The 26,061-nt window shown below is 65.5% G+C and carries 22 protein-coding genes, 1 tRNA gene and 1 pseudogene; 17 read left to right on the forward strand and 7 right to left on the reverse strand.

What is annotated here, in order from left to right:
• Positions 1–162 precede the first annotated feature (162 nt).
• The 3 genes from V6R86_RS11675 (at position 163) to V6R86_RS11685 (ending at position 4,395) form a co-directional block, all read left to right on the forward strand.
• Positions 163–2,736, forward strand: coding sequence for a TonB-dependent receptor (locus V6R86_RS11675; RefSeq protein ID WP_338504718.1), 2,574 nt, complete (start codon positions 163–165; stop codon positions 2,734–2,736).
• A gap of 101 nt (positions 2,737–2,837) precedes the next feature.
• Positions 2,838–2,911: transfer RNA gene (locus V6R86_RS11680), tRNA-Gly, on the forward strand.
• A gap of 35 nt (positions 2,912–2,946) precedes the next feature.
• Complete coding sequence (locus V6R86_RS11685; protein WP_338504720.1) at positions 2,947–4,395, forward strand: AMP nucleosidase; 1,449 nt, start codon at positions 2,947–2,949, stop codon at positions 4,393–4,395.
• Between the two features lie 61 nt (positions 4,396–4,456).
• On the opposite strand, the gene V6R86_RS11690 is transcribed toward V6R86_RS11685, so the two are convergent.
• Positions 4,457–4,849, reverse strand: coding sequence for a hypothetical protein (locus V6R86_RS11690; RefSeq protein WP_338504721.1), 393 nt, complete (start codon positions 4,847–4,849; stop codon positions 4,457–4,459).
• 190 nt (positions 4,850–5,039) lie between these two features.
• Here V6R86_RS11690 and V6R86_RS11695 point away from each other — a divergent pair, with 190 nt between their 5' ends.
• The 3 genes from V6R86_RS11695 to trmFO are packed head-to-tail and all read left to right on the forward strand — an operon-like array spanning position 5,040 to position 9,005.
• Positions 5,040–6,311: a nucleotide sugar dehydrogenase gene (locus V6R86_RS11695; RefSeq protein WP_338504723.1), complete on the forward strand. Its 1,272-nt coding sequence runs from the start codon at positions 5,040–5,042 to the stop codon at positions 6,309–6,311.
• A gap of 25 nt (positions 6,312–6,336) precedes the next feature.
• A complete protein-coding gene (locus V6R86_RS11700) occupies positions 6,337–7,623 on the forward strand; it encodes a sugar transferase (RefSeq protein ID WP_338504725.1) in 1,287 nt (428 codons plus the stop codon).
• Between the two features lie 35 nt (positions 7,624–7,658).
• Positions 7,659–9,005, forward strand: a complete 1,347-nt coding sequence (trmFO, locus tag V6R86_RS11705; RefSeq protein WP_338504727.1) for a methylenetetrahydrofolate--tRNA-(uracil(54)-C(5))-methyltransferase (FADH(2)-oxidizing) TrmFO — start codon at positions 7,659–7,661, stop codon at positions 9,003–9,005.
• Here the strand turns inward: trmFO and V6R86_RS11710 are convergent.
• The 4 genes from V6R86_RS11710 to recR all read right to left on the reverse strand — a co-directional run bounded on the left by V6R86_RS11710 (position 9,002) and on the right by recR (position 11,225).
• A complete protein-coding gene (locus tag V6R86_RS11710) occupies positions 9,002–9,418 on the reverse strand; it encodes a BLUF domain-containing protein (RefSeq protein WP_338504729.1) in 417 nt (138 codons plus the stop codon). The two genes, trmFO and V6R86_RS11710, sit on opposite strands and share 4 nt — an antisense overlap.
• Positions 9,419–9,514: 96 nt before the next feature.
• On the reverse strand, positions 9,515–9,973 hold the full coding sequence (locus V6R86_RS11715) for an EF-hand domain-containing protein (protein ID WP_338504730.1): 459 nt from the start codon (positions 9,971–9,973) through the stop codon (positions 9,515–9,517).
• Between the two features lie 61 nt (positions 9,974–10,034).
• Positions 10,035–10,619 (reverse strand): hypothetical protein, encoded by a 585-nt coding sequence (locus V6R86_RS11720; protein WP_338504731.1) that lies wholly within the window; start codon positions 10,617–10,619, stop codon positions 10,035–10,037.
• A 9-nt stretch (positions 10,620–10,628) separates the two neighbouring features.
• Complete coding sequence (recR, locus tag V6R86_RS11725; RefSeq protein ID WP_338504732.1) at positions 10,629–11,225, reverse strand: recombination mediator RecR; 597 nt, start codon at positions 11,223–11,225, stop codon at positions 10,629–10,631.
• Between the two features lie 47 nt (positions 11,226–11,272).
• Between recR and fmt the strand changes: the two genes are divergently transcribed.
• The 9 genes from fmt to V6R86_RS11770 all read left to right on the forward strand — a co-directional run bounded on the left by fmt (position 11,273) and on the right by V6R86_RS11770 (position 21,972).
• A complete protein-coding gene (fmt, locus tag V6R86_RS11730; RefSeq protein ID WP_338504733.1) occupies positions 11,273–12,175 on the forward strand; it encodes a methionyl-tRNA formyltransferase in 903 nt (300 codons plus the stop codon).
• Entirely contained in the window at positions 12,172–12,924 is a 753-nt protein-coding gene (gene truA / locus V6R86_RS11735; protein WP_338504734.1) for a tRNA pseudouridine(38-40) synthase TruA, read from the forward strand. Before fmt ends, truA begins: the two co-directional genes overlap by 4 nt.
• Positions 12,921–14,210 (forward strand): MFS transporter, encoded by a 1,290-nt coding sequence (locus V6R86_RS11740; RefSeq protein ID WP_338504735.1) that lies wholly within the window; start codon positions 12,921–12,923, stop codon positions 14,208–14,210. Before truA ends, V6R86_RS11740 begins: the two co-directional genes overlap by 4 nt.
• Entirely contained in the window at positions 14,207–15,139 is a 933-nt protein-coding gene (gene cysK / locus V6R86_RS11745; protein ID WP_338504736.1) for a cysteine synthase A, read from the forward strand. Before V6R86_RS11740 ends, cysK begins: the two co-directional genes overlap by 4 nt.
• Before the next feature lie 159 nt (positions 15,140–15,298).
• Positions 15,299–17,905: an EAL domain-containing protein gene (locus tag V6R86_RS11750; protein ID WP_338504737.1), complete on the forward strand. Its 2,607-nt coding sequence runs from the start codon at positions 15,299–15,301 to the stop codon at positions 17,903–17,905.
• Between the two features lie 71 nt (positions 17,906–17,976).
• Positions 17,977–18,390 (forward strand): hypothetical protein, encoded by a 414-nt coding sequence (locus V6R86_RS11755; protein ID WP_338504738.1) that lies wholly within the window; start codon positions 17,977–17,979, stop codon positions 18,388–18,390.
• A gap of 110 nt (positions 18,391–18,500) precedes the next feature.
• A complete protein-coding gene (locus V6R86_RS11760) occupies positions 18,501–19,709 on the forward strand; it encodes a hydrolase (RefSeq protein ID WP_338504739.1) in 1,209 nt (402 codons plus the stop codon).
• Positions 19,706–20,725, forward strand: a complete 1,020-nt coding sequence (locus V6R86_RS11765; RefSeq protein WP_338504740.1) for an arginine N-succinyltransferase — start codon at positions 19,706–19,708, stop codon at positions 20,723–20,725. Before V6R86_RS11760 ends, V6R86_RS11765 begins: the two co-directional genes overlap by 4 nt.
• Positions 20,722–21,972 (forward strand): N-succinylarginine dihydrolase, encoded by a 1,251-nt coding sequence (locus V6R86_RS11770; RefSeq protein WP_338504741.1) that lies wholly within the window; start codon positions 20,722–20,724, stop codon positions 21,970–21,972. Before V6R86_RS11765 ends, V6R86_RS11770 begins: the two co-directional genes overlap by 4 nt.
• On the opposite strand, the gene dapA is transcribed toward V6R86_RS11770, so the two are convergent.
• Positions 21,969–22,844 (reverse strand): 4-hydroxy-tetrahydrodipicolinate synthase, encoded by an 876-nt coding sequence (gene dapA, locus V6R86_RS11775; RefSeq protein WP_338504742.1) that lies wholly within the window; start codon positions 22,842–22,844, stop codon positions 21,969–21,971. The genes V6R86_RS11770 and dapA overlap by 4 nt on opposite strands.
• Positions 22,845–22,946: 102 nt before the next feature.
• Here dapA and V6R86_RS11780 point away from each other — a divergent pair, with 102 nt between their 5' ends.
• Positions 22,947–24,887: a lytic transglycosylase domain-containing protein gene (locus V6R86_RS11780; RefSeq protein WP_338504743.1), complete on the forward strand. Its 1,941-nt coding sequence runs from the start codon at positions 22,947–22,949 to the stop codon at positions 24,885–24,887.
• A gap of 9 nt (positions 24,888–24,896) precedes the next feature.
• On the forward strand, positions 24,897–25,391 hold the full coding sequence (gene greB, locus V6R86_RS11785; protein ID WP_338504744.1) for a transcription elongation factor GreB: 495 nt from the start codon (positions 24,897–24,899) through the stop codon (positions 25,389–25,391).
• A 106-nt stretch (positions 25,392–25,497) separates the two neighbouring features.
• On the opposite strand, the pseudogene V6R86_RS13885 reads toward greB, so the two are convergent.
• Positions 25,498–25,611 (reverse strand): annotated as a pseudogene (locus tag V6R86_RS13885) (PEPxxWA-CTERM sorting domain-containing protein); the annotation flags it as partial.
• Positions 25,612–26,061: the final 450 nt, after the last annotated feature.

Raw genomic sequence — 26,061 nt, forward strand, 5'->3', positions numbered from 1 at the left:
GGGGTGGCGACGGGTCGGATGTTGCATCGCAACAACACCATTACAGGCAGTTGGTGGCAGCCCATGGGCTGTCACCTTTTTGTCTTAATCCGGCTCTAGCCGCCCCGGTGAACTGCACGAACACGCGTCAGTCTTTCACACCATTACTTCGGGGAACCCCACGTGAAGAAGCTCCTTCTGCTCTGCTCGACAGCGGCCGCATTCCTGCCGACTGCTGCCTTCGCCCAGTCGACCGGTACTGATGCCACCGAAAACACCGCCGAGGCGGTGATCGTGACCGGCACTCGCACCCGCGGCGTTGGCGGCGTGGTGGTTCCCGACGTTCCCAAGACCCGCTCGGTTCTCACCAACGAAGTGCTGGTCCGCCAGTCCGAAGGTCAGTCGATTCTGCAGTCGATCAACCTCATCCCGGGCGTCAACTTCACCAACAGCGATCCCTACGGTTCGTCGGGCGGCAACCTGCGTATCCGCGGCTTCCCGGGCAATCGCGTCGCCCTGCTGTTCGACGGCCTGCCGCTGAACGACACCGGCAACTATGCCATCTTCTCGAACCAGCAGATGGACCAGGAAATCATCGACCAGGTGTCGGTGAACCTCGGCACCACCGACGTCGACTCGCCGACCCCGTCGGCTGCCGGCGGCGTCGTCAGCTACCGCACCCGCGTGCCCGGAAAGGAACTCGGCGGTCTCGCCAAGGCGGCGATCGGCAGCTTCGACTACACCCGCTTTTTCGGCATGCTCGAAACCGGCGAACTGACCAGCTCGGGCACCCGCGCGTTCATCGCCGGATCGACCCAGAAGTATGACAAGTTCAGGGGCCCCGGCGATCTCGAGAAGCAGCAGGCCAACGCCCGCATCTATCAGCCGCTCGGCACCAATGGCGACTTCGCTAGCCTTGCGTGGCACTACAACACCAACCGCAACAACAGCTACAACAACGGTCTGGTCAGCGATTACCTCAACAATCGCTATTTCGATAACATCGCGCAGTGCTCGCGCGATACGCCGACGGCGGGCTTCATCGACAATGACAATTCGTCGTCGGCCACCCCGGTCAGCAACGCGACCACGGTCTTTGATCCGACCGTCGCCGGTCTCGCGCCGTCGACCTGCACCAACTATTTCAACCTGCGCATCAATCCGTCGGACACTGGGAACTTCCGCGGCCAGTTCCGCTACACGATTGCGCCGGGCCTGATCTTCACTGCCGACCCCGGCTACCAGCACGTCATCGCGAACGGCGGCGGCACCACCACGCTTCAGGAGAATGACAGCCGCCTGCGTGGCCGCAATCCGACTGCGAACCCCGGTGTCGATCTGAACGGCGACGGCGACGTGCGCGACACCGTTCGCGTTTATCAGCCGAGCAACACCCGCACCAACCGCTACACGCTGCTCTCGTCGCTGGTGTACGAAGTGACCGACAGCCAGCGCGTTCGTGTCGCTTACACCTTTGATCGTGGCCGCCATCGGCAGACCGGCGAATTCGGCAAGGTGGCATTGAATGGCGACACCCTCGACGTGTTCGGCGGGAAGTATGATACCACCGCCCGCATCTACACTGCGGACAACAACACGCTTCAGAACCGCGACCGCAAGTCGATCGCCCAGCTGCAGCAGCTCAGCTTCGAATATTTCGGTCGCTTCCTCGACAATCGCCTGACCGCCACCGTCGGTCTGCGTGCGCCGTGGTTCCGCCGCGAACTTAACCAGTATTGCTTCACCCAGGTGTCGACCGGCAATCCTCGCTGCACCACCGAGGCGGTGCCGGCGGGCTTGGTGATCATCGATCCCAACACCCCGCGCAGCCCGACCTCCCCGATCCCGGCCAACGCCATCTATGCGCCCTTCTCGCGCACGGTGAAGTACAGCCCGCTGCTTCCGTCGGGTGGCCTGTCGTACGACTTCGCCGGTGGTCACCAGCTCTACGTCAGCTACGGCAAGAACTTCTCGTCGCCGTCGACCGACAACCTGTATCGCTCGGTCGGCATCGACGTGAAGCCGGAGACGACCAACAGCTACGAGTTCGGCTATCGCTACCGCTCGGGTCCGCTGCAGGCGCAGCTTGCGTCTTACTACGTCGATTACAAGAACCGCATCGTCACGGCGCAGGATCTCGATCCCAACAGCCAGACCTTTGGTGCGACGCTTGACCGCAACGTCGGCGACGCCCGGGCCTACGGTCTGGACGGCCAGCTCAGCTACCGCGTTGCGCGTGGCACCACGCTGTACGTCTACGGCTCGCACATCAATTCGAAGATCAAGGACAATGTCCTCGGCGCGGCTGGTGGTTCGGGCTGCATCGCCGGCACCACGGTTGGCACCACCTGCGCGGTGGTCCTGACCGCCGGCGCGGAGTTCGTCGAAACCCCGCGCTGGAGCTTCGGCGGTCGTGTCCAGCAGGACATCAGCTTCCTGTCGTTCAGCGCGCAGGGCAAGTGGACCGGCAAGCGTTACTCGACCGACGACAATGGTCGCGTCGGCGCGCTTCCGACGGTCGGCAATCTGCCGATCGCCACCAACGGTCGCACCGACGACTACTTCCTGGTCGACGGCGACGTGCTCGCGAAGCTGGATATGGTCCGCCCGGGCCTTTATCTGCGCGCCAGCGTGATCAACCTGTTCGACCGTTATTACTTCGGCAACATCAACACGACCAACAACCTTGCCGGCGGTCCGCGCTTCTCGGTCGGTGCCCCGCGCACCTTCCAGGCGACGATCGGTCTCGACTTCTAAGTCGCCCGACTTTTGCAAAAGATCATGAGGCGTCGCGGGAAACCGCGGCGCCTCTTTTCTTGGAGCCCAAGCTGTGGCAACTGCCCGCACATGCCCTTCGAGCGGGTATGATGTAATGGTAGCCTGTCAGCTTCCCAAGCTGAACGCGCGGGTTCGATTCCCGCTACCCGCTCCACCTTGCCCCGCGCCGCCAATGCGCTACACGGCATCATGCAAGACATCGAGACGATCCTCGACGAGCTCGAAACCATTTTCGACCGCTCCGTCCAGAACCTTCGCCGCGCGCTTACCGACTATGTCGAAGACGGGACCAAGCCCGGCGCGCAGGCGCGGGCCGACGGGTGCTTTGCTTATCCCGAATTGCGGATCGACTATGATCCGGACGGCCCCGCCCCGCTTCCGGCGCGTGCCTTTGCGCGTTTGAACCAGCCGGGCATCTATACCGCCAGCATCGCGCGGCCGCAGCTGTTCCGCGATTACCTCCGCACGCAACTGGAGCATCTGGTCGCCGACTATGAGGTAAAGATCAGCGTCGGCCGCTCGGCCAGCGAAATACCCTACCCCTACGTCCTCGACCCCGCCGATGACCTGAAGCTCGGCGGCATCCAGTCGGCCGAGCTCGCACGCTGGTTCCCGACCACCGAGCTCGTCCACATCGGCGACGAAATCGCCGACGGCGACTGGGACATGAGCCGTCATTCGGCGCGGCCGCTGGCGCTGTTCGACGGCCCGCGCACCGACTTCAGCCTTGCGCGCCTGCGTCACTACACGGGCACTCCGACTGAGCATTTCCAACGCTTCATCCTGTTCACCAACTACGTCCGCTATGTGGATGAATTCGTGCGCTTCGCCGCCGACGCGCTGCGCGAAGAAGGAAGCCAGTATCAGGCGTTGAGCGTGCCCGGCGGCCGCTACGACCGCGACATGCTGGACAATGCTGAGGCAGAAATCGCGAGCGGTTCCTGGCGGCGCTTTCAGATGCCGGCGTATCACCTCGTCGGCCCGAATGGCGACGATGGCATCACCCTCGTCAACATCGGCGTCGGTCCGTCAAACGCCAAGACGATCTGCGATCACATCGCCGTTCTCCGGCCCGAGGTGTGGCTGATGATCGGCCACTGCGGCGGCTTGCGGCCGAGCCAGACGATCGGCGACTATGTCCTGGCGCACGCCTATCTGCGCGACGATCATGTGCTGGACGGCATCCTGCCGGTCGAAATCCCGGTCCCGCCCATCGCCGAGGTCCAGACCGCCCTGTTCGATGCGGCGGCCAAGGTCACCGGCGAGGATGAAGACAGCCTCAAGAAACGGCTGCGCACGGGTACGGTGGTCACCACCGACGACCGCAACTGGGAGCTTCGCTACACCGCCAGCGCGCTGCGCTTCAATCAAAGCCGCGCGGTCGCGATCGACATGGAAAGCGCGACGGTCGCCGCGCAAGGCTATCGTTTCCGGGTACCTTACGGCACGCTGCTTTGCGTGTCCGACAAGCCGCTTCACGGCGAATTGAAGCTGCCGGGTCAGGCCAACGCCTTTTACGAGCGGGCAATCAGCCAGCACCTGCGGATCGGGATCGAGACTTTGAACCTGCTGCGCGAGGAAGGCGACGCCCTTCACAGCCGCAAGCTTCGCAGCTTCGACGAGCCGCCCTTCCGCTGATCGACAAAAAAAGGGCCCGGCATCGCTGCCGGACCCCCTTTTTTTTGATCGGGCGTGCGGCTTAGCCGCGCTCGCCGGCTTGCTGCTGTTGCGGGGCGGCCGGCTGATTGGTCGCGTTGGCGAGCCACCGGCTGGTCGCGCCGCAGCTCGAGGTCGCGGTCACCGTCTGGCCAGCCTGGAACGGCTGGTTGTACGGAAAGCACTCGCGCGCAGCACCGGTGGCCACGCAGAGCTGCCCGGCACTGGCGGTCCAGCTGGCCGGAACGATATTGCCGCTCGGGGTCGCGATACGGGCGGTGCCGCCCGGCTCGAAGGTCACGTTGTTGACGACACCGTTGGTTTCGACCTGCACGGTCTGACCGACGATTTCCGAGCCCGGAACATATTGGGCGGCGGCTCCGCTGGCGAACAGTGTCGCACCGGCGATACCGGCTAGAATGGACAACTTGGTCATGGCGGCAATCCCCACCTGTTGAAAGACGTTGGACCCGCCCTCCGGTCGGGAGACGAATACCTGCGAACAAACTCTCCATTACGGACCGAAGTTGCAAGGCTTTTTTATAAGTCGTCAGCGGACTTGAGCGTTTGCGGCATCGCTTGCGCCCCCTATGACGTCGCGGATTGGATGGCGCGAGGGACGGTGAGTGAAGGATCGGCATGTAGTGGTGGTGGGTCTTGGCTATGTCGGCCTGCCGCTGGCGGTTGCCCTCGCCGATCACATGCGCGTGACCGGCTTCGACATCGATTTCAGCCGGATTGAGGAACTTGGGCGGCACGAGGACCGGACGCATGAGATCGAGCCCGATCGCCTCGCTGCCACCTCGCTCGCACTGACCGCCGACGCGGCAGAGACTCGCGGCGCGGATGTCTACATCGTCACTGTGCCGACCCCGGTCGATGGTTCGAACCAACCCGACCTCGCCCCGCTCCTGTCCGCGACCCGGAGCGTTGCCGGCATGCTCGATCATGGGCGTCCCGCCGTTATCGTCTATGAAAGCACGGTCTATCCGGGGGTCACCGAAGACATTTGCGGCCCGGAACTCGAGCGCGTGTCCGGCCTCAAGCGCGGAACCGATTTCCGCCTCGGCTATAGTCCGGAACGGATCAATCCCGGCGACCGCGAACATACGGTGGACCGCATCGTCAAAGTCGTCGCGGGCGAGGATGCGGAGACGACCGCGCTGCTGTCCGACCTCTATGGCACGATGAACGGCGGGCAGATCTTCCGCGCGGCGTCGATCAAGGCAGCGGAGGCCGCCAAGGTGATCGAGAATGCCCAGCGTGACATCAACATCGCTTTTATCAACGAGATTACGCAGATTTTCGCGAAGCTCGGCCTCAGCACCTGGGACGTGCTGGAAGCGGCCCGCACCAAGTGGAACTTCCTGCCGTTCGAGCCCGGACTCGTCGGCGGCCACTGCATCGGGGTCGATCCCTATTATCTCGCCCACCGCGCCCGTGAACTCGGCCACGAACCGCGCGTGATCCTCGCCGGGCGCGAGATCAACGACGGGATGGGCGCCTGGGTCGCCGACCGCCTTCACGAACGGCTGGGTAATCGTGCGGGGCGCGTGCTGGTGCTCGGCCTCACCTTCAAGGAGAACGTGCCCGACCTGCGCAACAGCCGGGTGATCGACGTCGTCGAGCGGCTGCGCTGGCTTGGCCACGAGGTAATGGTCGCCGATCCGCTTGCCGACCCCGCCGAAGCGCGCCACGAATATGGGCTGGAGTTGGTCGATCCCGCGGCGCTGTCCGAGAAGGTCGACCTCGTGCTCGGCGCCGTTGCCCACGCGGCATACAAGGAGTGGGACGAAGGCCGCGTCGAGTCCTTGCTCAATGACGGCGGCCAGGTCGCCGACCTCAAGCGCTTGTGGAAGTGGACGCAAGGGTCGATAGCGTCCGCCTGGACCCTTTAGGTCCTGTTCGCAAAGACATAGGTCCATGCTGGCTTTGACTCCCGTCTCCCACGTCCGGCGCGACACATGGCTCGGCCGGAGGCGGGTACAATTGCTTGGCGCGATGCTGCTCGCCGCCGTGCTGCCGCTTGCCTACCGGTTGATCTTCGTTCCGGAATCCTTGTTCGTTTCAAGCTTCAACGCGTTCTGGGCCAATCTGTTCGCGGTGTGCCTCGCCCTCTGGCTGCGGCTCAGCGTCGAACCCTACCCCGGCATCCGGTCGAGCCTTGTCATCCTCCCGACCTGCGCCGCCGCCCACGCCGCGGTGCTGGCTTTTTTCTTCTTCACCCGCCTACCCTACGACCGCGTAGCGTTCATCGCCGGCTTCCTGCTTCACGTCGCCTGGTTCTACCTCATCTATTTCGCGGTGCAGCGGCGGACCTTCCTGCAGATCGGGGTCGTCCCGCTCGGCGCCTGGTCGCAGCTTGTCGATCTCAACGGCATCAGCTGGATCAAGCTCGAGGAGCCGCGTCTCGACCTCGCCTCGCGCTGCGATGCCATCGTGGCGGACTTCTCGGCCGACCTGTCCCCGAAATGGGAAGCCTTTTTGGCCGATGCCGCGCTTGCCGGGCTCATCGTCTACCAGGTCAAGCCGCTCGCCGAATCCCTCACTGGCCGGGTTGAGATCGATCATCTGTCCGAGAACAGCTTCGGATCGCTGGTCCCGGCCCGCGGTTATTTCCATCTAAAGACCGTGATCGACTTTCTCGCCGTGGTTGTCGCCCTGCCGCTGCTGCTTCCGGTCATGGCCGTCGCCGCGCTCGCCATTCTGCTCGACGACGGCGGCCCGGTCTTCTTCCGCCAGCGCCGCATCGGGCACCGCGGCACACCATTTCGAGTGGTCAAATTTCGCACAATGCGAGCGGAAAAACCGCGTGCCGGTCACGACCTGCGAAAGGCGGCGATGACCGGCGATCTCGATCCCCGCATCACCCGCGTCGGCGCGTTTCTGCGCAAAAGCCGCATCGACGAGCTGCCGCAGGTCTTCAACATCCTGCGCGCCGAAATGAGCTGGATCGGCCCCCGCCCGGAAGCCGAGGTGCTGAGCCACTGGTATGTCGGTGAAATCCCCTTCTATCGCTACCGTCACGTGGTGAAGCCCGGCATTACGGGCTGGGCTCAGACCAACCAGGGCCACGTCGCAGAGGTCAACGACATCCACCGCAAGCTTCAGTACGATTTCTATTACATCAAATACTTCTCGCCGTTTCTCGATGTGCTGATCATCTTCAAGACCCTGAAAACGATGCTGACCGGGTTCGGCGCCCGCTAGTTCGCATGAGCGGCATTCGGCGCTAAAGGCGCCTTATGCAGGACATTCATATCATCGGCGGCGGTCTCGCCGGATCGGAAGCGGCGTGGCAGCTGGCTGAGGCCGGGCTTCCGGTTCGCCTCAGCGAAATGCGTGGCGGCGGAGACATGACCCCAGCGCATGAAAGCGACCGGTTGGCCGAAATGGTCTGCTCCAACAGCTTCCGCTCGGACGACCCGGAAAACAATGCGGTCGGCCTGCTGCACCAGGAAATGCGGCGGATGGGCAGCCTCGTCATGCGCTGCGCCGACGCGACCAAGGTTCCGGCCGGCTCCGCCCTTGCCGTTGATCGCGAAGGCTTTGCGGCACAGGTGACGGCGGCGCTCGAAGCGCACCCCAACATCACCATCGTCCGCGAACGGATCGATGCGCTCCCCGATCACCCCTGCATCATCGCCACCGGCCCACTTACGGGATCGAAGCTCGCCGAAGCCATCGCTGCCGAAACCGGCAAGGATGCGCTCGCCTTCTTCGACGCCATCGCCCCCATCGTCCACGGCGACAGCATCGACATGTCGGTCGCCTGGAAGGCCGCGCGCTGGAACAAGGGGGGCGACGATTACATCAATTGCCCGCTGACGAAGGAACAGTATCAGACCTTCGTCGAAGCCCTGAACGCGGGCGAAAAGACCGAATTCAAGGAGTGGGAAAAGGACACGCCCTATTTCGAAGGCTGCATGCCGATCGAAGTGATGGCCGAGCGTGGTCCCGAAACGCTGCGGTTCGGGCCGCTGAAGGGCGTGGGCCTCGACGATCCCAAGACCGGTCGCTGGCCCTATGCCTGCGTCCAGCTCCGCCAGGACAATGCCAGCGGCACCTTGTGGAACATCGTCGGCTTCCAGACCAAGCTTCGCCACGGCGCGCAGGTCGACATCTTCCGCACCATCCCGGGGCTCGAAAATGCTGAATTCGCCCGGCTCGGCGGCATTCACCGCAACAGCTTCATTCGCTCGCCGGACCTGCTGGATCGCCAGCTACGGTTAAAGAGCCGCCCGAACATCCGCTTCGCCGGGCAGATCACGGGCTGCGAAGGCTATGTCGAAAGCGCCGCCATCGGCCTGATCGCCGCGCGCTTTGCCGTGGCCGAGGCGAAGGGTGAGACACTTGCGCCTCCGCCCAACACCACCGCGCTCGGCGCTTTGCTCGGCCACATCACCGGCGACGCCAACGCCGCGACGTTTCAGCCGATGAACGTCAATTTCGGACTGATGCCGCCGCTGCCCGAGCGCTTCCGCAAGGCCGACCGCAAGAAAGCCTATACCGATCGCGCCCGCGCCGCTTTTTCGGAATGGCTCGGCGAGAAGGCCGAGAAGCCAGCCGCGCCCGAGCCGGTCAGCGCTTAAAGCTCGACGTCTTCGCTGATCCGCTCGACCATGCCCATCACCCGCGCGCGCAGGTGATCAGGGAATTCCTCGGGAAGTTGCAACGCAACGTCGTCCTGCGCGAGATGAAAGTTGGACCGCACCCGCACCAGCTTCATCGTCCAATCGCCGAACATCCGCCGCTCGAGCATACGCTCGTCGCGGATCTCGAAACCGCTATGACGCGGATCGCGGCGAAGCCGTTCGATAAGTTCATCGACCGACTCCGGCGGACCCTCGATCCACTGCAGGAAGTGCGTACCGTTGAACACCAGCAAACCACTGATCCCGTCGATCCCATTGAGATCGCGCGCAGCGCCATGGATTTCCCGCAACTGCTCTTCGTCGAGGTCCAGCGCTGCGAGACTGGTATAGGTTACGCTCTTGAGCTGCATCGAATTCCTTACGGATCGGGAGGATCCGAAGGCTATGTATGGCGGCGGTTCTGAATTTCCAAATAACGCCGCTTTTCAGACGCTTTACGAGATAGATCAGCAGCTGCAGACGCTTTTGCGCTTAGGCGCCTTGGGCGCGGTCGTTGCGAATTCGGCTGCGGTCAGCCAGCCCGAACGGTCGCGGTCGGCGGAGGCAAATTTGGTCACCGTTTTCACCGCCCATTCGTCGAAGCTCAGCGTTCCATTGCCGTCCCGGTCGAGTTTGGCGAAGGCCTTGCGCCGAGGCTCGAACAATTCGGCCGAGGTGATCCGCCCGTCATCGTCCTTGTCCGCCCGCGCGAACCTCTTTTCTTCGCGGCTCTTCGGGCTGGCGAGCGGCGGCGCGCGCACGGCGTCAAAGGTCGGAGTGGCGGCGGCGATCAGCGGCGCGGCGGGCGCCACCGGAGGCGCGGCCGGCGCTGCGGCGGCGGCATCGGCGGATTTGCTGGAATACATGAAAAAAGCGCCCGAGGAGAGTAACAGGGCAGCAATGGCGCCGGCGACGAGGCGGGTCATGAACGACCTCCTGGCAATCAGCGATCCGGCAGGCTCTTTGTCTCCGTTTATTTCGGGTCCGTCAACGTCCGGTCAAACGATGCCGGATCAGGGTCCAGCTTCGCCCGGGCGTCGCTTCGGGCTCAGGCGGCCAGAAGCGGGCCGCGTCGCGGCGGCCGAGCGCATCGAGGAGCGTGATCGGTCGGAGCGGACGCGGCGCGGGGTCCGCTGGCAGCTTGCGCAACCATTCGGCGTCGCCCGAGCGCCGCGCCAGATCGGCCCGCGAAAAGGCTTCTCCGCCCTGCACGCCCTCGCCGCCGAGAGCCCGCGCAAGCAAAGCGAACAAGGCTTCTCCACGCGGGGCGGGGTCCGGCGTCTCGTCGAGCACTTGCAGCCAGCCGTCGGCCAGCGCCGCGCAATTGGCGCCGCTGACGCCGACCACCATCAGGTCCGACACGATCAGTGACAGCAAGGGCTCGGGTGGCGGAGGCTGGGTATCGAGCGCGGCGAGTTGGTCGCGCCACCAGGCAAGCTTGATCGCGCCCAGCGCCGGCTGCGCCGCGCCGAGCGCCACGTCGGCCAGGCGGTCATCGAGCGCCAGCGCCGTATCGAACGCCATTCGGCGCGCCTCCGGCCAGTGCAGCCGGACAAGATCGCGGTCGCGCATGATCGGAGCTCAGGCGACCGGGCGACGGGCGCGTAGCGCCTGTGCCAGCGTGCCTTCGTCGAGATAGTCGAGCTCGCCACCAACCGGCAGGCCATGGGCAAGCTGGGTCAGCCGCACCGGGTAGGTCTCGAGCCGCTCGGCCAGATAATGGGCGGTGGTCTGCCCCTCCAGCGTCGCATTCATCGCCAGCACGATTTCGTCGATCCCGCCCGCACCAACCCGCTGAAGCAGCTTGTCGATCGACAGATCCTCGGGCCGCACGCCCTCCAGCGCCGACAGCTTGCCGCCAAGCACATGGTAGCGTCCGGGAAACAGCCGCGATCGGTCGAGCGCCCAGAGGTCCGATACTTCCTCAACCACGCACAGGCTCTTGTCGTCGCGTCGCGGGTCGGCGCAGATGGTGCAGGGATCGCGGGTATCGACATTGCCGCAGATCGAGCAGGTCGACAGCCGTTCGGACACGGTTTGCAACGCCGCCAGTAACGGCTGCAAGGCACCCTCGCGCCGCTTCATCAGGTGCAGCACCGCACGCCGGGCCGAACGGGGCCCGAGGCCCGGCAACCGGGCGAGCGCATTGGCGAGGGCTTCGATTTCCTGGGAGGCCATTACCGATCCAGATAGGAAAAGCGGGCGGTTTCCGCCATAGGCCCGCCATGCGGCTTATCTTCATGGGATCCCCGGCCTTTGCGGTGCCGACGCTCGACGCACTGATCGAGGCCGGGCACGAGATCGCCGCCGTTTATTCGCAGCCCCCGCGTCCCGCGCAACGCGGCAAGAAGCTGCAGCCGACCGCCGTACACCAGCGCGCGGAGGAGTTGGGTCTCACCGTTCGCACGCCAGAGCGTCTGCGCTCGGCGGAAGAGCAAGAGGCGTTTGCCGCGTTCGGCGCAGAGGCGGCAGTGGTCGCGGCTTATGGTTTGCTGCTGCCTCAGCCGATCCTCGACGCACCGGAGCGCGGCTGCCTGAACGTCCATGCCAGCCTGCTTCCCCGCTGGCGCGGCGCGGCGCCGATCCACCGCGCCATCCTTGCCGGGGACGAGGAAACCGGCGTCACCATCATGCAAATGGAAGCCGGGCTGGACACCGGCCCGATGCTGCGCGCCGGTCGCACCCCCATCGACGGCAAGACCGTTAGCGAACTGACAGGCGAACTGGCGACGATGGGAGCGCGCTTGATGGTCGAGGAACTCGCCGACCCCTCCCCGGCCCGCGTCCAGCCCGACCAAGGCGTGACCCACGCGCCCAAGATCGCCAAGGCCGAGGCGCGCATCGACTGGACCGCAGCCGCTGAATCCATCGAACGGCAGGTGCGCGCCTTCGCGCCTGCGCCGGGTGCGTGGTTCGAAGCCAATGGCGAACGGATAAAGCTGCTTGCTGCCGATCTTGTCGAAGACGTGGTCGCACCGCCGGCCACCATCCTCGACGACCGTCTCACCATCGGCTGCGGCACCGGCGCGGTTCGCCCGGCCCTTCTTCAACGCGCAGGTGGACGCGCCATGCCGACCGCGGAGTTGCTGCGCGGCTTCGCCCTTGCGCCTGGCACCGTCCTTCCGTGACACGCTGGAAGCTGATCCTCGAATGGGACGGCGCGCCGTTCATGGGGTGGCAGCGGCAGGATCACGGACCCTCGGTGCAGGGCGCGCTGGAGCAAGCGGTGCTCAAGATGACCGGCGAGACCGTCACGGCCCACGCCTCCGGTCGCACCGACGCCGGGGTGCATGCGCTCGCCATGCCGGTGCATCTTGACCTAGACAAGGCGCTCGACGGTCATCGCCTCGCCGAAGGCCTCAACGCCCTGCTCCGCCCCAATCCGGTCGCTGTGCTGTCGGCAGAGCCGGTTGCTGATGACTGGCACGCCCGCTTTTCCTGCCTCGGACGACGCTACCTCTACCGCATCGCCAATCGCCGAGCCCCGCTGACGCTCGACAAAGGCCGCGCGTGGCGCATCGCCAAGCCGCTCGATGCCGCCGCCATGCAGCAAGGCGCCGCGCATCTCGTCGGCCATCACGACTTCACCACCTTTCGCTCGGTCAATTGCCAGTCAGACAGCCCGGTAAAGACGCTGGACCACCTCGAGGTCGAACGCGTGGGCGAAGAGATTCACATCCACGCTGCCGCCCGATCCTTTCTTCATCATCAGGTGCGCTCGATGGTCGGTTGCCTCAGCCTGGTTGGACTCGGCCAATGGTTGCCGGACGACATGCGAAAATCTCTTGAAGCCCGCGATCGCGCAGCCCTCGGCCTCAATGCCCCGGCCGAAGGGCTTTACTTCGCCGGGGCGCTCTACGACACGCCGACCGCGTGAACACTTCCCCCACCTCCCCGCTCCAGATCCGCGATTTCCGCCTCTACTGGCTGGCGCGATTTTTCGCCGTGCTCGCGACCATGGGGATGGTGGTGATCATCGGCTATCAGGTCTACGACACCGCCCGCGCCGACTACGGCATGAGCATCCGCCAGGCCTCGCTGATGCTGGGTCTGCTCGGCGCGGTGCAATTCGTGCCGCTGGCCTTCCTCACCCCCGTCGCCGGCTGGACCGCCGACCGGTTCGAGCGGCGCACCGTCGCCCGGATGGCCAATGCGGTCGACATGCTGGTCGCGCTTACCCTCGGCCTTGTGACCTACGCCGAGGTGCTGAACCTGCCTCTGCTGTTCACATTGGCGGCACTCCACGGTGTCGCTCGGGTGTTCGTCGGCCCGTCGATGTCGGCCATCGCGCCCAATATCGTGCCGCCGGAACTGTTGCCCAAGGCAATCGCGATGTCCTCCATCGCGTGGCAATCGGCCTCGGTCGCGGGGCCAGCGCTGGGCGGCTTCCTCTATGCAGTCGGCGCGCCGCTGCCTTATTGGGCAGCGACCGGGCTGATGGGATGCGCCATCCTGCTGCTGACGCCGGTTCGCCGGATCATGCCCCCGCCGATGACGGCAAATCTCCACCCGATCCGCCAGATGATCGAAGGACTGACCTTTGTCCGTCGCCGACGCTTCCTGTTCGGCGCGATCACCCTCGACCTGTTCGCAGTGCTGCTCGGCGGCGCGACCGCGATGCTGCCGGTGTTTGCCCGCGACATCCTCCACGTCGGGACCGAAGGGCTCGGCCTGATGCGCGGCGCGCCCGCGATCGGTGCGGCGCTGGTCGCCGGCATCTTCGCAATTCGCCCGCTCCACCACAATGTCGGGATCAAGATGCTGTGGAGCGTTGCGGCCTTCGGGGCCCTGACCGTTGCGTTCGGCCTGTCGTCCAACTTCCTCCTCAGCCTTGGCATTCTCGCCTTGCTCGGCGCCGCGGACATGCTCAGCGTCTATGTCCGCTCCAGCCTAGTTCAGCTCCACACCCCCGACATGATGCGCGGGCGAGTGTCGGCGGTCAGCGGGCTTGCGATCAGCGCTTCCAACGAGCTTGGCGAATTGCAGTCTGGTGTTGCCGCCGCCTTGCTCGGACCGGTCGGCGCCGTGGTCGCCGGCGGGGCCGCTGCCATTGGTATCGCGGGACTGTGGTCCTATCTCTTCCCCGAACTCAGGCGGGCGAAGACCTTCGACCCGCCGCCCGAAGTGCTCGCCCAAGCAGTTGAACAGGAGAAACCTGCGTGAAGGCCGACAACATCCTCGCCACCATCGGCAATACCCCCCACGTCCGCATCAATCGGCTCTTTCCGGAAGGCGCCGAAGTGTGGATCAAGTCCGAGCGGTCCAACCCCGGCGGCTCGGTCAAGGATCGCATCGCGGTCTCGATGATCGAAGCGGCCGAGGCTGACGGCCGGCTCAAGCCCGGCGGCACCATCGTCGAGCCGACCAGCGGCAACACCGGCGTCGGGCTGGCGATGGTCGCGGCGGTCAAGGGCTACAAACTGATCCTCGTCATGCCCGAAAGCATGAGCATCGAGCGCCGCCGCCTGATGCTGGCCTACGGCGCCAGCTTCGACCTGACGCCGCGCGAAAAAGGCATGAAGGGCGCGATCGCCCGCGCCGAGGAGATCGTCGCCTCGACCCCCGGCGCATGGATGCCGCAGCAATTCGACAACCCCGCCAACATCGACGTCCACCTGCGCACCACCGTGCCCGAGATCCTCGCCGACTTCGGCGACGACGACCGCGGGTTCGACGCGCTGATCACCGGCGTCGGAACGGGCGGGCACATCACGGCCGCCGGGCGCGAACTGAAGAAACGCTGGCCTAAGCTCAAGGTGTTCGCGGTCGAGCCGACCCTGTCGCCGGTCATCTCCGGCGGCCAGCCGGCACCCCACCCGATCCAGGGCATCGGCGCCGGCTTCATCCCGACCAATCTCGACATGGACGTACTCGACGGGGTGATCCAGGTCGCGCCCGAAGACGCCAAGGAAATGGCTCGCCGCTCGGCCCGCGAGGAAGGCATGCTGGTCGGCATCAGTTCGGGCGCGACGCTGGCCGCGATCGCGCAGAAACTGCCCGAGCTTGGGCCCAACCCGCGCGTACTTGGATTCAATTACGACACCGGCGAACGCTATCTTTCCGTACCTGATTTCTTGCCCGAAGAGGGTTAATCGAAACGCAATCCTCAGCTTTAGACAAAGCATTAACCGGCATCACGATAACTGGTCCTGCTCGGCGCACATCCGGCAGGAACCAGGATGCCTCAAGTCAGACTGAATTTCGCGGACAAGGCAGGTGACGGACGGCCTCGCGCTTCGGTGCGCGAGGCAATGACGTTCGACGTCCTGCCGCCGCGAACCGACAACGATCTGACGCTTCAGTCCAAACGCGTGGCGATGTGGGCCTATGCCCCCATCCTGCTGGCCGCCACTCACTTCATCGTCGGCCTGATTCTCCTCGTGCGCGAGAGGAGCAACATGGACGGCGACCAGCTTGGCATGGCGCTCGCCCTGGTCGCATTGGCGCTGCTGCTCGACGGCGGCGCGGGTCTTTGCCTTCATCTGCGCACCCGTCTCCGCCTGACGCCGGTGTTCGCGGTGCGACTGTTGATGGGTTGGTTCGGCCTGTCTGGCATCCTGTGGATGCTGTTCGGCGGCGCGGCCTATAGCGGCCTGCAGGACAAGAGCTTTCTTCCGCTGGCGCTTGGGGCCGGACTGGCGGTCAAGGCGATGCTCTCGATCGGCTCGCCTCCCGCAGCCATTCTGAACGCCCTGATGGCCACGATCGGGGTCAACCTCTTTTCCGACGATCCCTTGCTCCGTGCCGCCATTCCGCTGCTCGGCCTCCTGACCGCGGTCTATTCCATCATCATCACCCAGCTGATGCTCGCCGGAAGCCGCCGCCGGCTGACGCTCGACTGGCAGGCAAAAAAAGCACTCAATTTCATCGCGGAATTCGAGAACAGTGGGCGCGGCTGGTTCTGGGAAACCAATGCGAGCGGCACGCTGTCCTACGTCAGCCAGCAACTCGCCGACGACTTCAAGACCTCACCCGAGGCTTTGCTCGGCCGTCAGTTCACCGATCTCCTGTCGGTCGACAACGGCAACAATCAGGGCTTGCGCGAAGAACGCACCCTCGGCTTCCATCTCTCGGCCCGTTTTCCCTTTTCAGATGTCGTGGTGCGCCCCGCGAGTGACGACGATGTGCAGTGGTCGCTATCGGGCAATCCAGTGTTCGACGATCATGGTCGCTTTTACGGCTTTCGGGGGATCGGCACCGACCTTACCGAACAGCGCCGGACCGAGCAGGAGATCAATCGCCTCGCCCGTTCGGATTCGCTGACAGGCCTGCCCAACCGCGCGATGATGCGCCGCACGCTCGACGAAGGCCTGCGCAATGCCAAGCACAGCCATCGTGGCTGCGCCCTGCTGCTGATCGATCTCGACCGCTTCAAGCTCGTCAACGACACCCACGGCCACCCAGCGGGCGACGCCTTGCTGAAGCAGGTCGCCCATCGCCTGACGCAGGTGATCGGCCATTACGGTCAGGTCGGCCGGCTGGGAGGGGATGAATTCAAGGCGGTGCTGCCGGGAACGACCGACATTCATCTGCTCGATCGGATCGCCGGCTCGCTGATCGACGAAGTATCGCGGCCCTACATGGTCGAAGGCCAGCGCGTGACCATTGGAGCGTCGGTCGGCATCGCGGTCGGTGAGCCTGAGCGGTCGTGCGCGGATTCGATGATCCGTAATGCCGACCTAGCCCTCTATGCCGCCAAGGCCGCCGGGCGCGGCCGCCATCGTTTCTTCGAACCTTCCATGCACAACAATGCCGCCAATCGGCAGATGCTCGAACATGATCTGCGCGGTGCCGTGACGCGGGACGAACTGTCAGTGGTATTCCAGCCGATCGTCCGTGCCGCAGGAGAGGAAGTCGCCGGTTTCGAAGCGCTGGTCCGCTGGCAACATCCCAAGCGCGGCCTGATCCCACCCGCCGAATTCATTCCCATCGCCGAAGAAAGCGGCATGATCGGTCAGCTGGGAGAATGGGTCCTGATCGAAGCGTTGGAAGCGGTCCGCCATTGGCCGGGACACCTTCGTCTTGCCGTGAACGTCTCGCCGATCCAGTTCAACGATCCGCGGCTGGTCGACCTCGTCGCCGCCGCGCTTACCGTTTCGGGCGTTGACCCGTCGCGCCTCGAGCTTGAGATTACCGAAGGCGTATTCATGACCGAATGCGATACCACCGAAGCGACCTTTGCGGCCCTGAAGAAGCTTGGCGTGCGGCTGGTGCTCGATGATTTCGGAACAGGCTATTCGTCGCTCGGCTACTTGAAGCAGGCGCCGTTCGACAAGATCAAGATCGACCGCAGCTTCGTTCGCGGCGCGGGGCTGGACCAGAGGCGAAATGCGGCGATCATCCGCGCCATCGTTACCCTCGCTGAAAGCCTTGGCATGGATACGGTCGCCGAGGGCGTGGAAACCCACGAGGAACTGCAACAGATGCGCAGCCTCGGGGTCAGCGAGATCCAGGGCTATATCTTCGGTCAACCGGTCAGGCCCGCCGAGGCGCAACAGCTTGCGCAAGGTCGGATCCTCGAAGTCGACAGCGGCCCCTCGCTACGTGAATCGCGACAGCGGATGATGCGCCGCGCGCTGATCGGCCTCGATGGCGAGGTCATCGAAGTGCGTTTGCGCAATATCTCGGCGATGGGGGCGCTGGTCGAATGCACTCAACCGGTGACGCCGGGACGCAATATCATCATGGACATCGTCGGCGCGGGCCCGGTGACCGGCACCATCCGCTGGGCCCAGCGCGACCGCTTCGGGATCCGGTTCAAGGAAGAATTCGATCTCGATCGGCTAGCCCCGAACCCGGAACAAGCCGTGATGCTGCCATCGGCCGCTCCGCCACAGGTGGCGGCTTATGTGCAATAATGGACCGAAATTGCTTGGCAAATTGGATGCAAGCAGGCATGCACCGCATGGAATCTGGGAGTTGGGTTAAGATGAAGAGTTTCGCCGCGCGTTTGGTCGTCATGGCCAGTGCCGCCACTTTCCTGGTCAGCGCCCCCGCCGCGGCAGCGTCCAACGCCCAGGCGGCGAATTACAGCCCGTGGGCGTCGCTTGCGGCGTTCGCGTCGCCGGCATCGAGCCAGGCGCTCTGTGGAGCGGCTGCTACCTCGGCGGCCGCGTCGGCTGCGGCGCAGGCTGGAACGCCGGGCTGCGTCTTCCCGACCGTCGATGCTCCGGTTGCTGCGCCGGTGGCCGAAACGGCCCCGCTCGCGACCCCGGCTGCCGTCGGCGCCGGCGCCGGTGTGGGAGTTCTCCCGCTGCTGCTCGGCCTCGCCGCGCTCGGTGGCCTCGCCGCCCTGCTTCTCAGCAATGGCGACAATACGACCCAGATCTCGATCAGCCCGTAAGCCCCGAGCGGCCACGACCTGACTACGAAGAGCCCCGGCCTAGCCGCCGGGGCTTTTCTTTTGCCGGCCCGCCCCTCGCCTTCGCGAAGCCGCTTGGCTAAGCGTCGGGCATGGGGGAATGCTCGAGTATCGAACGGCAGCTGGTGGAGCGGGCGGCTGACGCTTGCCGCCTCGACGAGGTGCGCGCCTGGGCGGCCGTCAACAGTGGTTCGGCCAATCTCCAGGGCCTCGCCACGATGGCCGATCTGCTCGCCGCCCGAATGGCGGTTCTTCCAGGCACGCTCAATTTGCGCGACCCGGGACCTGTCACGGCGCTCGATCCGGCGGGGCGTACGCTCGACGTCAGCCATGGCAAGCACCTTCACCTGGTCGTCCGCCCCGACGCCCCGCGACAACTGCTCCTGACCGGCCACATGGACACCGTCTACGCCGCCGACCACGCGTTTCAGCAGGTACGCGATCTTGCCGATGGCCGGGTCAACGGCCCCGGCGTCGCCGACATGAAAGGCGGCCTCGCCGTCATGATCGCCGCCCTGCAAGCGTTCGAGCAGCACCCCGGTGCGGCCTGGACCGGCTATGAGGTCATCATCAACAGCGACGAGGAAGTCGGCTCGGCCTCGTCGGCCCCGCTGATCGCCGAGGCGGCGCGCGGCAAGCTGGCAGCGCTGACCTACGAGCCCTCCGCGCTTCCCGACGGCACGCTGGCCGGCGCGCGACCCGGATCGGGCAATTTCTCGTTCGACATTCGAGGCCGCTCGGCCCACGCCGGGCGCAACCCGGAAGACGGCCGCAACGCCGTGACCGCCGCGGCGGAGCTCGCCCTTCGGCTTGAAGCGCTTCGCCGCGACGGTCTTACCGTCAACGTCGCCCGGCTCGACGGCGGCTCGCCCAACAACGTCGTGCCAGACCACGCCATCCTTCGCGTCAACCTGCGCCCGCGCACGCCCGAACTCGAAGCGGCGGCGCGGAAGGGTATCGAGGCTGCCGTTCGGGAGGTCGCTGCCGCACGCGACGTACAGATCCACCGTCACGGCGGCTTCGGTCGTCGGCCCAAGCCCCTCGATGCCGCCGCCCTGCGCCTGTTCGCGCTCGTCGAGCAGGCCGGCCGCGACCTTGGCCAGCAGATCACGCACAAGGATTCGGGCGGGGTCTGCGACGGCAACAACATCGCGGCCTGCGGCGTGCCGGTGGTCGACACCATGGGTGTGCGCGGGGGTGCCATCCACAGCGCCGACGAATATCTGATCCCTCAATCCCTCGGCGAGCGCGCGGGCCTGTCAGCCCTCGTCCTCGCCCGTCTTGCAAAAGGTGCCCTGTGACCTTTCGTATTCGCCCGGCCACTCCGAACGATTTCGACGCCATCTACGAAATGGCCAAGCTGACCGGCGGCGGCTTCACCAATTTGCCGGCCGACAAGGGCACGCTCGTCGCCAAGCTCGCCAAGTCGGAAGCCGCCTTCGACAAGACCGAGGAAGCACAAGGCAGCGAATGCTACATCTTCGTGCTTGAAGACCCGCGCGAGAAGATCATCCGCGGGACCTGCCAGGTGTTCGGCATGGTCGGCACGTCCCAGGCCTTTTACTCCTATCATCTCTCCACGCTCACCCAATGGAGCCCGGAGCTCGGCAAGACCTTCCGCAACCAGATGCTGACGCTGACCACCGACCTCGAAGGATCGAGCGAGGTCGGCGGACTGTTCCTCCATCCCCAACTCCGCGCCGGCGGCTGGGGCATGCTTCTGGCGCGTAGTCGCTACCTGTTCATCAAAGCGCACCGACAACGCTTCGGCGACCGGCTTCTGGCCGAGCTTCGCGGCGTCATGGACGAGGCAGGCAATTCCCCCTTCTGGGATGCGCTTGCTGGACGCTTCTTCGACATGACCTTTCCCGAGGCCGACGGCTTCAATGCGGTGAACGGAACCCATTTCATCGCTGACCTCATGCCCAAGACCCCAATCTACGTTTCGCTGCTGCCCGACAGTGCCAAGGCGGTGATGGGGCAGCCGCACCCCACCGGCCGCGCCGCGTTGCGGATGCTGCAGGAAGAAGGCATGACCTTCGACCGCTACATCGACATCTTCGACGGCGGCCCGACCGTGACCGCTCCGACCGATCAGGTCCGCTCGATCCGGGAAGCAACCGAGGAAACGGTGGTCGAGATCGGCGGCGACCCCGGCAAGACCAAGGTGATGCTGGCCGCTGGACGCCTGCGCGACTTCCGCTGCGTACGGGCGGAGATTCGGCGGCTCGGCAAAAAGGGCATCGCAATCACCCAGGACGCGGCCGATCTGCTTGAGATCGAGCCTGGCGCCAAGGTCATGGTGGTCGCCCGATGAGCGCCCGCGAGATCAATTTCGACGGCATCGTTGGATCGAGCCACAATTACGGGGGCCTCAGCCTTGGCAACCTCGCCTCGGCGCGCAATCTCGGCAAGGTCAGCTATCCGCGCGCCGCTGCGCTGCAGGGGCTCGAAAAGATGCGCGCCAACCTCGCGCTCGGCCTGACACAGGGCATCTTCGTGCCTCAGCCCCGCCCCGCCCGCGCCTGGCTGGCCGACCTTGGCACCAAGCCCGAGGAGGCCGAGCCCGCCCTCCTCGCCAACGCCATGAGCGCCAGCGCGATGTGGGCCGCCAACGCCGCGACGGTCAGCCCCGCCAGCGACACCGCCGATGGCCGCACGCACCTCACCGTCGCCAATCTGCGCACCATGGTCCACCGCAGCCACGAATGGCCCGCGACCCTCGCGCAGCTACGTCTGGCCTTCGCGCATGAGGCGTTCACCGTGCATGGCCCGGTTCCCCCTACTTTCGGCGACGAGGGCGCGGCCAATCACATGCGGCTGTGCACCGCGCACGATCAAACCGGGGTCGAGATCTTCGTCTACGGCCTTTCCGGCGGCCCCTTTCCCGCCCGCCAACATGTCGAGGCGTGCAAGGCGATCGCCCGCCGCCACCGCCTTAAACCCGAGCGCACGCTGTTCGTCGCCCAGTCCGAAGAAGCGATCGCCGCGGGCGCCTTTCACAACGATGTCGTCGCGGTCGCCAACGAACGAGTCCTGTTCGCCCATGAACAGGCCTTTGCCGAACGCGAAACATTCCTTGGCAATCTCGAGCGCAGGTTTCCCGATCTCGATCTGGTCGAGGTCTCGGCCTCCGAGGTCAGCCTCGAAGACGCGATCCGCTCCTACCTCTTCAACGCACAGCTCGTGACGCCCCCCGACGGTCGCACCACGCTGATCGTACCCGAAGAAGCCCGCGAGACGCCCAGTGTTTGGACCTGGCTTCAGCGTCACCTCGCCGGCAACGGCGCGATCCGCGATGTGCGGGTGGTCGATGTGCGCCAGTCGATGGCCAATGGCGGCGGCCCGGCCTGCCTGCGCCTACGAGTGGTGTGCGATCCCGCAACGGTCGATCCGCGGTTTCTCGTCGACGAAGAAAAGCTCGACCGGTTGGCAGGCGTCATCTCGGCCACTTGGCCCGAACAGATCGCGGTCGAGGATCTCCGACAAGCTGCCCTGATCCGCGACATCGAACGGGCCCGCGCCGCCCTGCTGGAAGCATGCGGGCTCGAGGAACTCGCCTAGGCCAGCCCAGCCGTCTTCAGCCCCGCATCGACCTTCGCCCGCGCCGCTTCGTTGGCCTCAACGAGCGGCAAGCGAAGCGCCTGCGGGAAACCCGGACGAACCCGCCCCAGCGCATATTTCGCCGGCCCGGGCGAAGCATCGGCAAACATCGAATCGTGCAGGAGGTAGAGGCGGTCGGCTAGCGCCCTTGCATCCTCCCACCGACCGTCGAGGGTCGCGGCCTGAAATTCCGCGCACAGCCGCGGCGCGACGTTGGCCGTCACGGAGATGCAGCCCACCCCGCCATGCGCGTTGAAGCCCAAGGCCATGTCGTCGTTACCCGACAGCTGGCAAAAATCGGTACCGCAATAGAGCCGCTGCGCCGTTACCCGGGCGAGATTACCGGTCGCATCCTTGATCCCGATCACGTTGCGCAGCCGTGCGACCTCGCCCAAAGTTTCGACCGAAATGTCCGCCACCGTGCGCGAGGGCACATTGTAGACGATGATCGGCAGGTCGCAGCCCTCGCTCAAGGCCCGGAAATGCGCGGCGATCCCGGCCTGGCTCGGCTTGTTGTAATAAGGGATTACAACCAGCGCCGCATCGGCGCCGAGTTCCTTGGCGACCTTCATCTTGCGCAGGCTTTCGGCGGTCGAATAGCTGCCGCAGCCGGCGATCACCGGGACCCGGCCCGCCGCCGCATCGATGGTCGCCTTGACCACCGCGGCATGCTCTTCGGCGGTCAGCGTCGCCACTTCGCCGGTGGTCCCGCACGGCACCAACGCGCTCGATCCTTCCGTCACTTGCCAGTCGACGAAGTCGCGCAAGGCGGGGAGATCGACCTCGCCTGCGGTGAACGGTGTCACGAGTGCGGGGATCGACCCTGAAAACATGGGAGTTTCCTCTATTCTCCCTCGCCACGACGTTTAGACTGGCAGGGCGTTTGTTCAGGGGTTGATAAGGACCATTCGGCGAAGATGTCCAGCATGCGACGAATGGCTCTCCTTTTGCCCCTGGCGTTGATCGCCCCGACCGCCGGCAGCGCGCAGCTGGTCTCGGCCGGCCCCGCTCCCGCGGTCGCGCCCGGGAACGACGTCGGCTACGCGTTGAACGACTGGCGGCGATTGCGACAAGGCGGCAATTGGGCGTTTGCCGATTACGCCCGCTTTCTCATCGCCAATCCCGGCTGGCCCGGCGAAAGCAGCCTGCGCCGCTCGGCCGAACGGGCGATGCAGGTGAACGAAAACCCGGCCACCGTGGTCGCCTTTTTCCGGTCCCAGCAGCCGACCAGCGCCACCGGCCATGCCCGCCTCGCCGAAGCCTATGCTGCGCAAGGGCGCCCGGCCGAAGCGCTGGCCGCCGCGCGCAAGGCATGGAGCGCGTCGGGCCTCTCGGCCGCGGACGAAATCGGCCTGTATCAGCGGTTTGGCGCCAGCTTCACCACCACCGATCACGACGCCCGCGTCGATCGCTTGCTGATCGATCGCGATTCCACCGACGCCGCCCGGCTGCTCGCCTCGACCAGCGCCGCGCGCCGCCCGGCTTTCGCCGCCCGTATCGCCATGCAACAGCGCGCCCCCGACACCGAAGCGCTTTACAATGCCGTGATGAGCCAGGTGACGCTCGACGCCGGGCTGATGCAGGACCGCGCCCGCTATCTGCGCGAAGCCAACTGGCAGTCGGCCGCGCGTCAGCTCCTTGCCCGCCCGCACCGCTTCACCGTCCTGCCGATCGATCCCGGCAAATGGTATGAACTGAAGCGGATCGTGGCGCAGGAAGCCTATGCCGACCGGCAATATACGCTCGCTTATGACATCGCCCGGCAGGTCGACGATGCCCTGCCCGCCGGAAGTAACCTGACCGATCAGTCGCTTCAGGTTCGCGACGAATATACCAATCTCACCTGGCTTGCCGGGACCGTCGCCATCCGCGCGCTCAACCGTCCGGCCGACGCGATTTCGCTGTTCGACCGCTACAGCGAAGGCGGGCGCTCGCTGCAGGTGCTAACCAAGGGTGCGTATTGGGCCGGGCGCGCCGCCGCGCAGGCGGGGCAGCTGCAGAATGCGACCGCGCATTTCAGCAAGGCCGCCGCTTATCCCGACCTTTTTTATGGCCAGCTTGCCCACGAACGCCTTGGCCGCACCATCGCCGCCCCACTGGGCGCGCCCCAGATGCTGGTTACGGCGGCGCAGCGCTCGGCCTTTCAGGCTCGGCCGCTAACCCGTGCCGTCCGGCTGCTCGGGTCGCAAGGTCGCCGTGACGAACAAGCCCTGTTCGTCCGCGCGCTTTCCGAATCGCTGACCAACGACAGCGATCGCTTGCTCGCGACCGAGCTGGCCGCTCAGGTCGGACGCCAGGATCTTGCCGTCTGGACCGCCCGCTCTTCGCGCAACGGCGGTGCACCCTTCTATTTTCGCGGCGCCTTTCCGACCCTGCCGGGCGGGATCAGCGAAGAATCTCTATGGAGCATCAGCCACGGCATCACCCGCCAGGAAAGCAGCTTCGACCGCACCGCGGTCAGCGGCGCGGGCGCACGCGGAATGATGCAGTTGATGCCCGCCACCGCGCAGGAACAGGCCGGCAAGCGCGGTGTAGGTTACGACTTCGGGCGGCTGACGTCGGATCCCAGCTACAACGTCATGCTGGGCTCGTCCTATTTCCGCCGCCTGCTCGACCAATGGGGCGGCAATTATGTGCTGGCGGTGGCGAGCTACAACGCCGGGGCCGGCAACGTCCGCAAGTGGGTGCGCAACAACGGCGACCCGCGTGCGCCCGGCGCCGACGTGGTCGCGTGGATAGAGGACATCCCCTTCTCCGAAACCCGCGGCTACGTGCAGCGCGTGCTGGAAAATACGGTGGTCTACGACCGGATGAATCCCCGCGCGACCACCCCGCGTCAGCTCAGCCACTTCCTCGGGAAGGCCCGCCTCGGCTAGGACGCTGGGATGAGCGATCGTCCCCGGTTCATCACCCCCGAAGGATTTGCCCGGATCCGCGGCGAATATGAACAATTGTTCGGGACCGAGCGGCCCAAACTGGTCGAGACGATCAGCTGGGCGGCGGGCAATGGCGACCGCTCGGAAAACGGCGACTATATCTACGGCCGCAAGCGCCTGCGCGAGATCGACCGCCGCTTGGGCTATCTCTCCAAGGTCATGAAGAACGCCAAGGTGGTCGACCCAGCGAGCCAGCCCGACCGCGACGTGGTGCGGTTCGGCGCCACGGTGGAACTTGCCGACGAGGAGGACGAGCGCCGCATCCTGACTCTGGTTGGCGACGATGAAGCCGACGCCGGCGCCGGGCGGATCGCCTGGGGGAGTCCCATGGCCCGGGCGCTGGTGGGCGCGCGGGTCGGGGACGAGCGCATCGTGCGTCTACCGGCCGGCGAAAAGAGCTGGGAAGTGATGGCGATCGACTACCCCGCGTCGGAGCGTCGATAGCCATGAAATAGTTCGGTCCGCGCGCTCGGGGGAGCGACGCGGACCGATAGGTAATACAGCGGTTGGACCGGTGGACGGCTGTAAAGGACCGGCCGGCCCGTCCCGATCAGGCGAACTGCGGGATGACCTTGTGGCTGCGACGGCGGCGGAGCGAGGCACCGGCTGCCCCAAAACCGACCAGCATCAGCGCCCAGGTACCCGGCTCGGGAACCGCGGCGACCGCCGCTGAGCGATACAGGACGGCATTCGAATAGCCCTGCGTGTCGGTCAGGCGAATGTCGCCCGCACGGACGTTGTCCCACAGGTAGATGGCCGACACGTTGCCCTGCGGGCCCGGGGCGTTGCCCCAGTGGAACCCGAGAATCACCTGACCGCCAGCATTGGCGAGCAGGGCGTTCAGCGCGTTGAGATCGCTACCCGACACGACCCTGCCAGCGGCCTGCAGGGCGTTCCAGTTCACGGTGTACTGGCCGGCGCCGATCAGCTGATTGATGGCATTCTGCTGCTGGGCGACGCTCCCGCTCTGACCGCTCATGGTATTGCCCGAGAAATAGCCGGCGCACTTGTTGGCGGTCGGGGCAAGCGGTCCGCTGGCGCAGCCGGTGCTGCTGCCGACCTCCACGGTGGCCGAGGCCGGAGCGGCAATGGCAAGGGTAGCAACGGCAGCAAG

The organism is Sphingomonas kaistensis, from assembly GCF_036884275.1.
GTDB classification, from domain to species: Bacteria; Pseudomonadota; Alphaproteobacteria; order Sphingomonadales; family Sphingomonadaceae; genus Sphingomicrobium; species Sphingomicrobium kaistense_A.